15 protein-coding genes and 2 tRNA genes are annotated in these 14,619 nt (G+C 45.2%); 7 read left to right on the plus strand and 10 right to left on the minus strand.

The genetic code is table 11. The annotated features are described in order from the left end of the window. Window positions 1-139: 139 nt before the first annotated feature. Both C9J01_RS21265 and C9J01_RS29540 read right to left on the minus strand, forming a co-directional pair. The gene (locus C9J01_RS21265) at window positions 140-1,309 is read right to left on the minus strand and encodes an iron-containing alcohol dehydrogenase (protein WP_201797856.1); all 1,170 of its coding nucleotides are present in this window, start codon (window positions 1,307-1,309) and stop codon (window positions 140-142) included. A 116-nt stretch (window positions 1,310-1,425) separates the two neighbouring features. Then, complete coding sequence (locus tag C9J01_RS29540; protein WP_146157105.1) at window positions 1,426-1,788, minus strand: hypothetical protein; 363 nt, start codon at window positions 1,786-1,788, stop codon at window positions 1,426-1,428. 119 nt (window positions 1,789-1,907) lie between these two features. Here C9J01_RS29540 and C9J01_RS21270 point away from each other — a divergent pair, with 119 nt between their 5' ends. The 3 genes from C9J01_RS21270 (at window position 1,908) to C9J01_RS21280 (ending at window position 2,796) form a co-directional block, all read left to right on the plus strand. Continuing rightward, a complete protein-coding gene (locus C9J01_RS21270) occupies window positions 1,908-2,483 on the plus strand; it encodes a dioxygenase family protein (RefSeq protein ID WP_107300155.1) in 576 nt (191 codons plus the stop codon). A gap of 103 nt (window positions 2,484-2,586) precedes the next feature. Then, window positions 2,587-2,677 (plus strand) — tRNA-Ser (locus C9J01_RS21275). Between the two features lie 42 nt (window positions 2,678-2,719). After that, window positions 2,720-2,796 (plus strand) — tRNA-Asp (locus tag C9J01_RS21280). A 67-nt stretch (window positions 2,797-2,863) separates the two neighbouring features. On the opposite strand, the gene C9J01_RS21285 is transcribed toward C9J01_RS21280, so the two are convergent. Both C9J01_RS21285 and C9J01_RS21290 read right to left on the minus strand, forming a co-directional pair. Further along, window positions 2,864-3,118: a hypothetical protein gene (locus C9J01_RS21285; protein ID WP_107300156.1), complete on the minus strand. Its 255-nt coding sequence runs from the start codon at window positions 3,116-3,118 to the stop codon at window positions 2,864-2,866. A gap of 179 nt (window positions 3,119-3,297) precedes the next feature. After that, window positions 3,298-4,206 (minus strand): LysR family transcriptional regulator, encoded by a 909-nt coding sequence (locus C9J01_RS21290; RefSeq protein WP_107300157.1) that lies wholly within the window; start codon window positions 4,204-4,206, stop codon window positions 3,298-3,300. A 161-nt stretch (window positions 4,207-4,367) separates the two neighbouring features. Here C9J01_RS21290 and C9J01_RS21295 point away from each other — a divergent pair, with 161 nt between their 5' ends. Further along, entirely contained in the window at window positions 4,368-5,624 is a 1,257-nt protein-coding gene (locus C9J01_RS21295) for an adenylosuccinate synthase (RefSeq protein ID WP_107300158.1), read from the plus strand. A gap of 95 nt (window positions 5,625-5,719) precedes the next feature. Here the strand turns inward: C9J01_RS21295 and C9J01_RS21300 are convergent, their stop codons facing one another. The 4 genes from C9J01_RS21300 to C9J01_RS21315 form a co-directional block, all read right to left on the minus strand. Continuing rightward, the gene (locus C9J01_RS21300) at window positions 5,720-6,649 is read right to left on the minus strand and encodes a universal stress protein (RefSeq protein WP_107300159.1); all 930 of its coding nucleotides are present in this window, start codon (window positions 6,647-6,649) and stop codon (window positions 5,720-5,722) included. Between the two features lie 550 nt (window positions 6,650-7,199). Then, window positions 7,200-7,442, minus strand: a complete 243-nt coding sequence (locus tag C9J01_RS21305; protein WP_107300160.1) for an HP1242/YdcH family protein — start codon at window positions 7,440-7,442, stop codon at window positions 7,200-7,202. A gap of 276 nt (window positions 7,443-7,718) precedes the next feature. Then, complete coding sequence (locus C9J01_RS21310) at window positions 7,719-8,795, minus strand: NAD(P)-dependent alcohol dehydrogenase (RefSeq protein WP_107300161.1); 1,077 nt, start codon at window positions 8,793-8,795, stop codon at window positions 7,719-7,721. 100 nt (window positions 8,796-8,895) lie between these two features. Beyond that, on the minus strand, window positions 8,896-9,546 hold the full coding sequence (locus C9J01_RS21315) for a Qnr family pentapeptide repeat protein (protein ID WP_107300162.1): 651 nt from the start codon (window positions 9,544-9,546) through the stop codon (window positions 8,896-8,898). A 586-nt stretch (window positions 9,547-10,132) separates the two neighbouring features. Between C9J01_RS21315 and C9J01_RS21320 the strand changes: the two genes are divergently transcribed. After that, entirely contained in the window at window positions 10,133-11,272 is a 1,140-nt protein-coding gene (locus tag C9J01_RS21320) for a conjugal transfer protein TraF (RefSeq protein WP_237157033.1), read from the plus strand. An 85-nt stretch (window positions 11,273-11,357) separates the two neighbouring features. On the opposite strand, the gene C9J01_RS21325 is transcribed toward C9J01_RS21320, so the two are convergent. After that, on the minus strand, window positions 11,358-12,140 hold the full coding sequence (locus tag C9J01_RS21325) for a nitroreductase family protein (protein WP_107300164.1): 783 nt from the start codon (window positions 12,138-12,140) through the stop codon (window positions 11,358-11,360). Between the two features lie 218 nt (window positions 12,141-12,358). Between C9J01_RS21325 and C9J01_RS29935 the strand changes: the two genes are divergently transcribed. Continuing rightward, window positions 12,359-12,583: a DUF1090 family protein gene (locus C9J01_RS29935; RefSeq protein ID WP_107300165.1), complete on the plus strand. Its 225-nt coding sequence runs from the start codon at window positions 12,359-12,361 to the stop codon at window positions 12,581-12,583. Between the two features lie 307 nt (window positions 12,584-12,890). After that, complete coding sequence (locus C9J01_RS21335) at window positions 12,891-13,625, plus strand: glutathione peroxidase (RefSeq protein ID WP_107300166.1); 735 nt, start codon at window positions 12,891-12,893, stop codon at window positions 13,623-13,625. A gap of 279 nt (window positions 13,626-13,904) precedes the next feature. Here C9J01_RS21335 and C9J01_RS21340 read toward each other — a convergent pair whose 3' ends face one another. Further along, the gene (locus C9J01_RS21340) at window positions 13,905-14,414 is read right to left on the minus strand and encodes a hypothetical protein (RefSeq protein ID WP_107300167.1); all 510 of its coding nucleotides are present in this window, start codon (window positions 14,412-14,414) and stop codon (window positions 13,905-13,907) included. Window positions 14,415-14,619: the final 205 nt, after the last annotated feature.

A 14,619-nucleotide genomic window follows, 5' to 3' on the forward strand; every position in this document is an offset into this window, starting at 1 on the left:
TAATGGTGGACTGAGTCCCATGATGTACGAACTTGGAAACTAACCCCCGTGTCTACTTTACGGGGGTCATATCAACCCAGCACCCAGCACCCAGCACCCAGCACCCAGCACCCAGCACCCAGCACCCAGCACCGATATCCTATCCCTTCAAAAAACGCCGTAACAACGCTTCACCTTGCTGTTGGGTGAGGTAGCCAGGTACCGGGTAGGTGCCATGGGCTTCAGCAAGGGCACGCTGGGTGATCAACGGGATTTCACCGGCGTTTAGCTCTGGGAATGAGGTTGGGATAGCCAGCTTCTTGTTCAAGTCACCTACCGCTTGAATGAATGCTTCTGCTGTATCTAGTCCTATGACTTCTGCAAGCAGTTGAAGCCGCTTTTCACAATAAGGCTTGAGAAGCTTCAGTACTTCAGGCAGCAGTATGGCATTCGCTAGTCCATGAGGAATATTGTACATGCCACCTAACTGGTGGGCGAAGGCGTGGACATAACCAACATAAGCCCTTGTGAAAGCGCAGCCTGCCTCATAGGAGGCAATTGCCATTTGCTCCCTAGCTTCCAGATCATTTCCGTCTTCAAAGGCTGTAGTGAGATATTTGAAGATCTTCTCGGTAGCTTGGGTCGAATACTTATCAGTGAGTGGTGTGTGGTAGGTACCGATAAAAGACTCTATAGCGTGGGTCAGGGCATCCATACCGGTTGCTGCGGTAATTGGCTTGGGTAGGCCGACCATGAGAGTGGGATCGATCAGGGCCAGATCCGGCAATATGGCCGGATCGACAATAGCAAATTTCTCACGTGCGCTGGGATCTGAAACAACCGCTGCGACGGTTGCTTCTGAACCAGTGCCTGCTGTTGTCGGAATAGCCATGAAAGGGGGGAGCTTCTTCCTGACTTTTAGCTTTCCAGCCAATCGCCTTACAGGCTTATCCCGCACAATTTTTGCGCCAATGGCTTTGGCGCAATCTATTGGCGAACCACCCCCAATGGCGATTATGGCGTTGCACTGTTGTTCTTTGTAAACATCAGCACCCACAGCGATATTGGCAATGGTAGGGTTTGGTTTTACTTCGTCATAGATGACGAACTCAATCCCTTGAGCGGTTAGGGAATCGCATAAAGCAGTAGTGAGCCCGAGTGAGTGGATCATAGCATCGGTGACAATGAGAACTTTCTGAGCGCCTTTTGAGGCCATAAGCTCACCGGCTTTGGTGATGCAATTCGCACCCATTTCTAATTCGGGGAATGGAATCGTAATGATTTTGTTGAGCTGTTTATTGATTCCAACCACGGTTTTGTAGAGCAACATAGTAAACATCCTTTTAAACACTTGTTTGAATTATAGTCACAACTTGTCATGTTTTATGGGATGAGCTTCATAGTTGGATCAAAATTGGCTATTGGCTATTGGCTATTGGCTATTGGCTATTGGCTATTGGCTAATAGCTCGGCCAAAGGAGAGGCCTTTGACGTGAATCTATTGTTTTTATAGAGGTAGCTCTTGGTGGTTTGGCTTCCGTTACTGAATGACTTGGTAATTTGGTATGGCGTGCCTTTGGCAAGATGCCAGAGAAAATGTTCTGCAGCATTGTCAAATACCGTCGCCAAGTTCGCTTTGTCGATGTGGGGTAACGGTGAGCGGAAAGAATACTCGGTCAAGGGTTGGGTATCTCGATTCTCAAGGCGCTGTTTTTCGACATGGGCAAAGCCGAAGTCGTTGGCGTTTGGCGCGACTCCACCTGGCAGCATGTGCGCGGGGATCACTAACTTTGCTTGGGAAAGGGTCATTTTTACTCCTGCTTTTTTAACATCGTGGCACAGGTTGGCGGTTAATGCACAGGGATCTTATCAGCAATTTCCCTTGTGGCTGCCACAATATAAGTGACGTCACCAAAGGGAGAATAGGAATGAAGAGGCGGCACTTTCTAGCACTATGGTCGGTATTATTGGCTAAGCCCCTATGGGCGCGGGCACCGTTGGTGGCAACCCCTTCGCAGGCTGAGGGCCCTTTTTATCCAGTTGTACCGATTCCGATTAGGGCGAATTTAATTTTGCAGGAGCAAGGTATAGCCGGCGATCCCATAGAGTTGACTGGTCGGGTGAAGGATATAAAGGGGGAGCCTCTAACAGGGGTTAAAGTGGAAATTTGGCAATGCGATGGCAATGGGGTTTATGATCACCCTCAGCAACCCAATAATCAGAACTTTGACCGCCACTTTGCAGGCTTTGGCGCGGTAGAGACTGATAGTAACGGCCAATACCGATTTCGGACCCTTTTTCCAGTGCCATATACCGGGCGTCCTCCGCATATCCATGTAAAACTTTGGCGTGGCAACCAAGAACTTTTGACGACGCAGTTATATCTCAAAGGGCAAACCGGCAATGAATGGTGGGGAGGGCGGGAGCGTCAGCATCTTCAGTTTGATCCTGTCGGGAACGAAGGGAATAAGGCTGGAAAATTCGATTTTATTCTTTCGGTTTGATCGTTTAACTCTCAATTATTAGATTATCGCTGGTATTGTGAGCAGTCGGTTGTTTGGGGTATTTACAACACTCAGAGTGCCCGATAATATACGCCGCACTTACGGAGAGATGGCTGAGTGGTTGAAAGCACCGGTCTTGAAAACCGGCATACGTTAATAGCGTATCTAGGGTTCAAATCCCTATCTCTCCGCCACATTCTACAAGTTGGGTTAGTTACCGAGCTTGGCAAAGAATTGGAGCGGTAGTTCAGTTGGTTAGAATACCGGCCTGTCACGCCGGGGGTCGCGGGTTCGAGTCCCGTCCGCTCCGCCACTACACTGAAGGCTCAGTCGAAAGACTGGGCCTTTTTTGTATCTACACCCAACACCCAACCACAACGCTAAATGCTATGGCTTGAGAATTTGCCCTGTCCATTACGGGCGCCTTTTAAGGTCGTTGGAATAGCTAATTGCTTAACTTTCATTGGTTTTGCTGCAGTTTCAACTTTGTGGCTGGTTTGCGCTGCGTTCACTGCATGCTCTTCTTGGTATGAAACTTGAGTCCAAGAAGCCACATCACTACGGCTGACAGTTAAGTCGGCAAGGGCTGTTGTAGAAAAAGCCAAAAGTGCTGCCGATATAAAAAAACGATTCATTATCTTCTACCTGTGTAACCTAACATTCAGCAGAAAATTGCTGTGTTTCGATGGCGGAGATTATGTATCGCTTTAATCATTATGATAATGGGCCGATTGGTTAAATCACTTTTACCGATAGGCTAATAATCGTGCTGAGCTAGATCTAGCTGTGCCAGCACGATGAATGAAAGAAGTGTTTATTTGGTAGGGTTGCCATGTTGCGAGTTGGCAATTTCTTCGCTGACCCAATGTAGCAACTGTTTGATGGCACGGGATAATACTTGGTTTTGGCGTACGATGTAACCCAGGCTGGTAGTCGGGAAGTCGGGCAATGGAGTAATGGTACTTTTAAGGTTTAGCTTAGGGTGTAGCGAAAAGGCAGGCACGATGGCAATACCAAATCCTGCTTCGGCCCAGTCGATTTGGGCATCGACACTACCAACTTCCATCACTCGATATTTGGGCAGGTGCAAGCTTGGCAAGGCAAGATCAATCAGATCGCGGGTACGGGTATCGTGGCCTAGCAGGATCAATGTCGGTTCTTCGCCTGATGGCGTGATCTTTCCTTCTTTGGCCTGCTGCTGCCACTCACTCAAGCCATTTCCGAAAGCACACCAACGTATTTGGCGCAGTTCGGTAAAGTGCAGCGGCTGACTCTCCTTTTGTGCAATTACAAACCCCAAATCGGCTTTGGCACTCTTGACCAGTTCGGCTGCCTGGGTCGAGGTGGTGTTGAAGAGGGAAAGGTCGATACCGGGAAACTCTTGTTTGAATGATTGGAAGGGTTTGATTAGCAATAGCCGGGAGATAATGTCACTGGCGGCAATAGAAAGGGTACCTTGCGACAAATCGTTGATGGCATTGAGATCAGATTGGCACACCTGCAGCTCTTGCAGGGTAGACTGGGCGCTTTGCAATAGGCGTTCACCGGCTTGAGTGAGGCGAAAAGGGTTGCGTTCGACTAACTTTACCCGGGTTGCTTGCTCTAACTGCTTGATGTGTAAGCTGACATTAGGCTGGGTCATGTGCAGCTCTGACGCTGTTTTCCCGAAATGTTCCAATCGAGACAAAGTAACAAAGGTATTAAGCCAATTGAGATCTAGCATAAAGACACGCCTGTTGAACTGCTAACGCCGAATTGCTCTATTCTACGCCCTTTGTCACAAAATCCCATATGAGATCCTTATTGGAGTTATAACGATTATTAATTTTTCTTATTAGCTTGGTCGCCTTAGCATAATCGCATCTTTGTTTGGGAGAGTTAATTATGTCGTCTATCGTTGTTGTTGGTGCTAACTGGGGTGATGAAGGCAAGGGCCGAATCGTTGATTTCCTTGCTGAGCAAGCCTCTGCAAGTATTCGTTTCCAAGGTGGTAATAATGCCGGCCACACTGTGGTTAATGACTTGGGAACCTTCAAGTTGCACCAGCTACCAAGCGGCGTATTTAACCCTGACTGCCTTGCGGTGCTAGGCCCTGGTATGGTTATAAGCCCTGAGCCTCTATCTACTGAACTAGCCGAAGTGAAAGCTGCTGGGGTTAACGTTAACCTTTGCATTTCTGACCGTGCTACTTTGTGTCTTCCACTCCACGCTCTTGAAGATACCCTAGAAGAAGTTCGTTTGGGTGATGCAGCCTACGGTTCAACCCGTCAGGGCATAGCACCTGCTTACGGTGACCGCGTGATGAAGAAAGGCATCTTGGTTGGCTGGTTGAAGCAGCCTGAAGTTTTGTGTGAGCGTATTCAGTTCTGGATGGACTGGAAACTACCTCAGCTAAAAGCGCTTTACCCGACTTTCGAATTCAGCCAGACCGCGCAAGAGATGACCGAATGGTTGCTAGAAGTCTCTGAACCTTGGCGCGATGCTATCTGCAACGTGACTTTGCCGCTAAAAGCACTACAAGCAGACGATCAGAACCTGCTTTTCGAAGCCCAGCTTGGTGCGGGGCGTGACCTGACTTACGGTGAATACCCATGGACAACATCGTCTAACGTTGTCTCTATGTATGCTGGTATCGGTAGTGGCTTGCCAGCCCTTCGCCCAGAGCGCGTAATTGCGGTTGCCAAAGCATTTAGCTCATCAGTAGGTACCGGTACGCTGATCACAGCGATGGAAGAGCAAGATGCTTTCCGTGAAGCCGCGGGTGAGTTCGGTGCAACAACGGGCCGTCCACGCGACATGGGTTACTTCGATGCCGTAGCAACCAAGAATGGTGTTGAACTACAGGCCGCTACAGAAATTGCCCTGACAAAAGTCGACTGCCTAAGTGGCTTGAGCGATCTTAAAATCTGTGTTGCTTACGATGGTGACCACAGCGAGAACCCAATTTGGCCACAGACTGCTTCTCTAGCGCCTGTATACGAGCAGATGGAAGGCTGGAGCGAAGATATTACTGGTTGCCGCAAGTTCGAAGAGTTGCCAAAAGCCGCTCAAGCTTACGTGCTACGTATCGAAGAGCTAATGGGTGTACCGGTGAAAATGGTTTCAGTTGGCCCTGGCCGTGAACAGATGATCATGCGCTAATTCAACTCTGAAACGCCTTAATCAGATACAGAAAAGCCAGTACTCTCGGTACTGGCTTTTTGCTATTTATTGTTAACTAGGGGACAGTTCTGGGGTCATACCGGTGATTCGAACGAGTCTGGCTTGAGGGTCAATACCGAGCAGCTGAGCTGGTTGACCATCGACTCGGCAGTATTGCCCATCAGGAAGCCTGCGATACCGGTGCGCGATAGCGACCCTAGAATGACCACATCTACCCCTTTGGCTGACGCATACAGTGGCAGCACTTGACGCGCTTCCCCTTCGACAATTTCTATCTTGGTATTTACCATGCTGTCTTGGTGTGGTTCTAGCAACGATTTCAAGCGCTCAATACGCTCGTTCCTCATCTTCTCAGACAGTTGCGCGATGTCATTATCGTCGTAGCCGCTCCATTTTCTCAGGTAGCCTTCCGAGTCAAGACGCCATGCGTGACACAGTGTTAAGTCAGCACCGGTGATTTCGCAATATTCCAATGCCAGCGCAATCAGCTTGGAATTAAAGTCTTGGTATTCGATGTTGCTGAGATCAATGGCGGCGACCACTTGTTCGATAGGCTTGGAGTAGGAGCTGATCGACCAAATCGGTACTTCTGATTTGCGGATGATGTTTAAGGTGTTGCGGCCGCGTTGGCAGGCTAGCTTCTTGTCGTCCCTTGTCGAGTCAATGATCACCATGCTGGCCTGTGATGATTTGGCCTCTTTGATGATTTCGATATGCGGGATGCCGATTCTGACAAGGGTATTGAATGTGATATTCGGGTACTCAGCATTCAGCACTTCGACATAGTGGTTAAGCTGTTTGTGGTAATACTTCTCTGCTTCGTCAATGATATTGACGGCCGTATTGGAATGTTTAGCGACCTCTTTAAGTTCGCACAATTCTTCAACTACAGTGAGCAGGGTAACTTGGGCAGAACAGCGATTGGCAAAGGCGAAAGCCTGATGGAAGGAATCATTGAGCGGTTGCTCAGGAGCAATGGTAACCAATAGTCGATTGAGTTTCATATGTCCTCCTTAAACACGCAAAAAAGTTGTGGCTTTTACTTTAGTTTATAACGGCTGGTTAGCGATTACCTGACCGGTTCATGTTTGGTAACAGAAATGCGCAATTATGAGACTGGTTTTGGGCGCTGGTTCAAATTGTATCGTGATGATGAGAGGTGGATAACTCTGAGTTGGATGCTTCGATGACCTTTTTATCGGAGCACCCAGTAGAGTCGGAGAGAAACACTACTGGGGTTCTGTTAAATGTGGCTGCCTACTTAGAAAATAACAAAGATGACGGCAGCAATAATAGCAACAGTAATAGCGATAGATTTAGCATTCATGAATATTACCCTTTTGATTAATGATATTGAAAACTAGGCCTTGGCCTTTGATGCTTATTTTGGTGTCTGGGATGGTTCCAGAGTCAACCTTATTTCACGTATTAATTTGGGCAGAATAATTATGAGCTTTTTGAGGTGGTGAGATAGAAGTGATAGGGGGATGTGAAAATATAGAAATTATTAGAGGGCCGGAATTTGGCCCCCGTAACTATAAGGAATATCTCGGTTTAATTACCATTCACTAAGCGCTGGTGCAGCGAATCTTTGAGTTCGGCTCTTTGATGTTTGAGTTCGTGCATTGCAACATCATCGATGGGTGAGCCACTTAACTCTAACTCGCGAATTTCTTTATCTAAGGAATCGTATTTCAAGGCGTCTTTGGCAAACACCTCATTGTTTGCGGATAAGCTGAATATTACATCTTTAAACTCTGGGAACTCACTGAGCAGTGAGTGATCTTCTCCTAACATACAACCTCCTAAACCAACCTAAAAAATAGTTAAACTCGGGCTAATTGCACCTAATAGGATAGCAGCTTTGGCAGTATCGACCTGACTTCCTTACATAAAATAGAAGAAAGTGTGATTTTACTTTTTGAACCAATACCTTGATCACCTTTTGTCACCAATTTCCCTTGGCAGTCAGGCAAACAAAGATGTCAGGTCCTTAAGTTGTGTGAAGTAAAAAGAGGGGTATTGAGTATTCCTTAGCAGGTTAACCCCTCGATTTTTCAGAGCCGCTAGGGATCAAATCAAGTCGTTCTTGAGTACGGCCCGGAAACGTATCGTGCCGTCTCGCAATTTCTGAATCGCGTCATTGGCAGTGGAATGGGTGAACTCTTCTATTATTGGCTTGATATCATTGGCTGCAGCAAAGTCGAGCATTGCGCGCATTTGTTGGCTTGAGCCTATTGGTGAGGAGGAAAGCGTCAATCGGCCAAACATAAAGGGCATAAGTGTGAAGTTATCGACTTGGTCTGGAACGCCAACAAAGTGAAGCGTACCGTAAGGGCGCATGAGGCCCACATAGTTGTTTAAATCGATATTGCCTCCTGACACACAAAATAGCAGATAATGAAGTTTACCCGCATTCGCAGCCATGGAATCAGGATCAGAAGAATCAATAAACCCTGTTGCACCAAGTTGTTCGCAAAACGCCTTTTTACTCGTACCACGGGATATTGCATAGGTATCGGCTCCCATCTTGGCGGCAAATTGAATGGCCATATGGCCTAATCCACCAATCCCGACAATACCCACACGCTTGCCTTTGAGATCCCAACTGTTGCCAGCGTATTCATATAGGGGCGCAGCGACAGTCAGGCCGCCACACATCAAGGGGCCTACATATTGCTCCCCATAGCCATCAGGGATTTTAAACAGATATCGGGAGTCAGTTCGCAGATAGGAAGAGAAACCGCCGTGATGGATGTGTTCACCGGTCTCGTCAACGGTATTTTCGAAATAGGTAAACTTACGCTCGGGGCAAAGGTTATCTATACCATCAAGGCAATTTTCGCATTCTCCGCAAGCCTGGCATTGTGCACCCAGTCCGACGACATCACCGACTTTCAGTTCCGTGACGCCAGAGCCAACAGCAATGACATGGCCAACCACTTCATGGCCAGGAACGAGAGGAAATCTCGATAGTCCCCAGTCATTGTCAATCATATGCTGGTCGGTTGCACAGACACCTGTGTAGGTGACGCGAACATCAGCGTCTAACTTTGCTAGTGGCTTAGGGGGATATTCATAAGCTTGGACGTGCTCTTTGGCTTGCATTGCTGCCATAGACTTGATTTGAGCGGGGATTTGATCGGCCATTTTGTCTCTCCTATGTTGGGCCTGTACCCAGTTGCTACCTAATACTTTCGGATAGCGTACTGGGTTAAGTGTAGGAGTTGCTGGCACACCCGGTAGGGGTTTAACCTGCAGTAATAATTAACCCAAGAGGCTCAAGCAATTGCTCTTGCTGCCAATCACAGATCATGACGCCTTTTAGGCTGACGCGCCTAGGATCAAGCCCGTTTAGATCAACGTGGCAGAGATTGCACTCTTCGATATCAAATTGTCCCCAACTGTCGGCGGAGAACTCCCCACGGCTGAGATCTGACCCCTTGAGTGAGGCGCCGAGTAGATTAGCCCCTATCCAGCGGTTTTCGAATAACTCGCATTGCTCCAGCTTTTGGTTTTCTAGATTGGCATAGGCAAGGTTACTGGCCGAGATATAGGCTGAGCAAAAGTAGTTATTTGCGGTCAGGTAGTTGGCGAAACTGGCTTGGGAGAAGTTGGCCCCTTTCAAGTTACAGGCCCGAAACTCGATTGCAAAACACTGGGCGCCGCGGAAGTTGGCCATACTGAGATCACAGTCTTTAAAGCTGGCTTCTTTGAGTTTGGCAAATTCGAAACGGCAACCTTCGACATCCCCGCGCTCGATAAATTGGCAATTGATAAACTCGGCCTCGTTCAAATTAGTTCTGCTGAAATTACAGCGGATGAAAGTACAGTTTTCGAACTTGCTGTATTCAAAGTTTTGCTCTGAAAAATCGTGGTCGAGATAGGTTTGGTCTTTCATTGGAAATGCCGTTATTTGTCGTTTTGATGAGGGCAGATTACAGGTAAAACCGGTTGAAAAGCCAGAGAAAAAAACTGTTTGCAACTAGTTTTTTTGATGTCGCCAATATGGCGAAAATAAAGGGTTAGATGGGCTTTCTGAGCGGTTTTCTACATTTTGTTTAACGCCCGTATCGGAATCGGGAAATGGTTTAACCTATTGGGTATTAGCGCGAATTTGAGGGCTTTGTTTATACGGTGTTTTTTCACCGTAAGCCAAATAGTGCTCGCTTCAACGAATAGCAATAGTGCGCCTGTTTGCGTAACCAATATCGACGGCGTTGGATGGGACCTGTTGAATAGTTTGATTCGGTGGCATATGTGGAGATGGCTTGTGCGCCTGGAGGAATTGGCAGCTCTTCGTTAAGCTATTGAGTTGTAGCCTTATAGATCAAAAGAGTACGTATGGCTTTGTGGATATGCTACTCCCATCACTGTTTATCAACTTGAAACAAAATTGTGACTAGCCCCAGCATCCCTCGTCATGTTTTAATTGCACAATATTCAAAAGAAAAAAAAAATAATAGTCAGGGATTAACATGGTGACAATGAAAAGAGCAGCTGCAGGGATAGCAATGGCCTTTTTGTCGCTCTCAGCAGCGGCTTCAAACACGCTTTCAGATACACGGAGTGTGGGGATGGGTGGTGTTGGGGTTGCATCGGCCAACTACCTGAGCGCGAGCTTCCATAACCCGGCTCTCGCGACCCAGAATAAAACCCATGATCGTTTTGGTATGATCCTTCCTGTAGTTGGTGCGCGAGTTTTTGATGGTGATGATCTGCATGATCGGGTAGATGACTTTCAGGATTTGAATGATCTGCTTGCCGTAAACCCTGGTAATAAAGTGCTTGAAGCACAATGGCGTGCAGCCTTGCTAGATCTTGATAACGAACGCATTGATGCTGATGCCAATGTTGGTATGGTCATTGCGATTCCAAACCGTGTTGTCAGCACCAACTTCTTTGTATCGAGTCATGCGACGGCAATATTAACCACAGATATCGATGAGAACGATCTAAATAATAATGAGATCAAGAACTCCAATGCCCAAGGGGTTGTCGGGGGAACCGTTGACATTGGTTTTACTTTTGCCAAAGAGTTCATTTTTCTAGATCGCGACCTCAGCCTTGGTATTTCGCCGAAATTCCAACAACTTTTGGCTTATAACTATCAAGATAACATCGACACCTTCGATGATGATGACTTTGATTTCAGTTCTGATTATGTCGATAAATCAGCATTCAATGCAGACTTGGGTGCAGCCTACGCCCTAAGCCGTAATGTTATGTTGGGTTTGAGCGCCCAGAACCTGTTCTCACAGTCATTGAAAACCAACATAAGCAATGGTGTCCAGGCAACTTACGAAGTGAAGGCACAATACACAGCAGCTGTTGCCTATAACCACCCACGTTTTACAGTTGCCGCAGATGTGGATCTAAACAGCAACCAGCCGTTCAAAGAAAAGTCTTACAAAACCCAGTTTGCCCGTATCGGCCTTGAAGCCGACGCCTGGCGTTTTGCTCAGCTGCGCTTGGGTTACATCCATAGCATGACTGATTACGCTGATGACTTAATTACTGCTGGTATTGGCTTGAAGCCATTTGGCAAGTTCGGTTTGGACATTGCCGCATTGTATGGTGATGAAGACAACTACGGTGCCTCAGCCCAGTTAGTGTTCCACTTCTGATAGTATTTCTCGAAAAATCAGAAAAGGCGCTTGTTACATTAATAACAAGCGTCTTTTTTATGCATTTCTTAGGTCATCGGCTTAATTATTTTGAGTGATTCATGAAACCTTGTTTCTCTAGGTAGTGAAGGACGGTTTCCGAAAAACCAATATGGGATTCACGGGTATATTTCAGGCTGGTATAGATCTGCGCTAGGTTCTGAACATCGGATACTTCGATTTTTTCTTTTAGCTCTGGGTATGACATATACCGGTTCCAGCCGTCAGTCTCACGCTGGTGGTAGATAGCTTGAATCTCTTCATCAGTATGGTCGTGGTAGGTTTCGCTGTGAACCAAACCATCTAATGGGAGGCGATCTCTGGTTTCTGGCGCTTCATCTGCGTACCCCAGTGAGTAGCCGACCACGGGTACGACACCTGGTGGGAGCTCTAGGATCTCGCCAATTTTGTCGCAGTTCGCCAGCGTTGAACCCATATAGCAAAGCCCCAATCCCTTAGCTTCAGCGGCAATAGCGACATTTTGCGACACTAATGTCGCATCGATAGCGGCAATCATGAAACTCATGAAGTTATCAAAATTGGGTTTGGCGTCGTTGAGCGCCAGCCATTTCTTCATCCGTCTGAAATCGGCACAAAAGGTGAGCAATACCGGGGCATCAATTACCATATTCTGCTGCATATGCGGTTCGAACAACGACTCTCGGCGGGCCTTGTCTTTGGTCACAATGATGGAATATGACTGCATGTTGCCGGAAGATGAAGCCCTTATCCCCGCTTGTAGAATTTCAGAGAGTACATCGTCGCTTACTGGTTGATCGGTATATTGGCGAATAGAGCGGTGGGATTGAAGATGAGAGAGAATGTCCACGGTGCGTCCTTACTTCGTGATGGAGAAAATAGTCCAAGCCTGATGATACTAGGCACGAATAATTTAATGTAAAAATGCCATTTTTGTAAGGGGCTTTACTCATTCGTATTCAAGGTTGAGGTTTATTTAGACCTTGAGCGAATAAATGCCACTAACACCTTTACAGTATCTTTCGTTTATGTGATTAAAAAGTTGATATTGAGAAAAAAAGGTGAGCCATGAGAATATATATCAAGCCTGCAATGTTTATTGCACTGACGATTTCATTTAATAGTATGGCGTCTATAGATTGTAGCGGCTTAACAGGTTGTGAAAGGAAGTTTTGTGAATTGGAGTACCAAATAGAAAAAGCAAAACAAGCAAATAATCAATATAAGGTTGATGGTTTGAAAAAAGCGTTGAAAGCCGCCAGATTAACAGCTAAAAGCAAAGTTACAACATAATAAGCAAGAAACAGAACACAAAATTTCTGAACTGAATGATAAAATTGAAAGGGCACGACAGAGTGGAAATTCAGATAAGGTTATAAAATATCAGGAAAAATTAAAGAAAAAGAAAACTAAGCTAGAGAATATAAGCCAAGAACTCTCTGAATATTCATAGATATTTATTCATTGGTTTTCTAAATTGAGTAGATTGTTATAATCCGCTTGACCTTACTAATCAAAAGCGCATACTGACCTTATCAGCAAGGAATAAAATAATAAATTCCATTTGAAGTTATTACTTATTTTTTATAAGGAGTAAGTTATGTTTGAATCTAGAGAAGGTCAAGCAGTCCCTCAGGTTACTTTCCATACACGGCAAGGTGATCAATGGGTAGATATTACTACGACAGAGTTGTTCTCAAATAAAACTGTCATTGTTTTCTCATTACCAGGTGCATTTACACCAACTTGCTCAAGTTCGCATTTACCTCGTTATAATGAACTGGCGTCGGTATTTAAAGAAAATGGAATTGACAATATTTTATGTGTATCGGTCAATGATACTTTTGTAATGAATGCCTGGAAGGCAGATCAAGAAGCTGAAAATATCACTTTCATTCCGGACGGTAACGGTGAGTTTACCAATGGTATGGGTATGTTAGTTGCCAAAAACGATTTAGGTTTTGGTGATCGCTCTTGGCGTTACAGCATGTTGGTTAAAAACGGTATTGTTGAGAAGATGTTCATTGAAAACGATGAACCGGGTGACCCATTCAAGGTGTCTGATGCCGATACTATGCTGAACTTTGTTGCTCCTGAGCATAAGTTACAGCAATCAATCACTGTAATCACCAAACCGGGCTGCCCTTTCTGTGCAAAAGCCAAACAAAGCTTGATTGATAGAGGCCTTCAGTATGAAGAAGTGGTTTTAGGAAAAGACGCAACAATTGTTAGCTTACGTGCTATTTCAGGGCGCAGTACAGTACCTCAGGTATTTATCGGCGGTGAACATATTGGCGGTAGTGAAGAACTTGATGCTTTCTTGTCCGGTAAATAGCGTATGATTTTAATATAAAGCATAAGTGATAATTTGAAATTCTAATTTTCATTTTTATCTATTTATAATAAATATCTAAATTGTATTATGTTTATAGCTAAAGCTAATCGTTCTAGTTAGAATATTCCTGTTCTTGTCATTTGGCGGACCTTTATGGTCCGTCTTTTTTATGTTTTAATGAAAAAAAGGCGTATCATCATTATAGATAATACGTCTAAGTCATATTTGACTTGGAATACACATTTTACTCGTTTTTCGTTTTAGGCTGATTGACTTACTTTACCCTAAGCTAGGGTTAGCCCAATCATTAATTATTTTTCCAATGAGAGGTATATTTGAGTACTGGTGGCGTTCGCCAGTGACTTCTTTACAAGTAATGTGTTCCATGTTCAAAAGGACATGATTTATTTCTTGGTATGAACCAAAAGGGTCATGACTCTCTTGAATAATAAGAACGGGTAATCCGTGGTTATTTAAAGCCGGTAATAACTCTTTTTCAATATTTGAGTATATACTCCACGCAATACCAATAAATACAAGTCTATCCCAACTGATTTTTTGCTGAGATTTTAGTGTAATTAATGTACCAATTGATTTAGTGATAACCACATCGTAGTGCCCTGATGGAAGGTGTTCTATTTCTGTCTCTACATTAAAGTCTTGCTCGAGATCCCAAGCATTATATCGATGTACATCAATATTTTCGTTTGACCACGGTGTAGTCGCTATTATTTTTTCAAGCCAAGTTTGTGTCGCAGGCATTTTTCCAGGTATTGCTAAAATCTTCATTATATTGATCTTAAATCTCTATTTCTCGAGATGGATTATGTCTGTAGTTGCCATGTGTATTCTGTGATTTGAATCACAAAAAATTGTGTGTTTATCGTGGCAGATAATCAATATTATTGAACGTTATGTTCAATGAAAATTAATGCTGTTATCACTTATCTCTCAAAAAATTATTATTGTTGGTAACCCCTAAGTAGTGCTGCGG

The organism is Photobacterium rosenbergii (assembly GCF_003026455.1).
GTDB lineage: Bacteria > Pseudomonadota > Gammaproteobacteria > Enterobacterales > Vibrionaceae > Photobacterium > Photobacterium rosenbergii.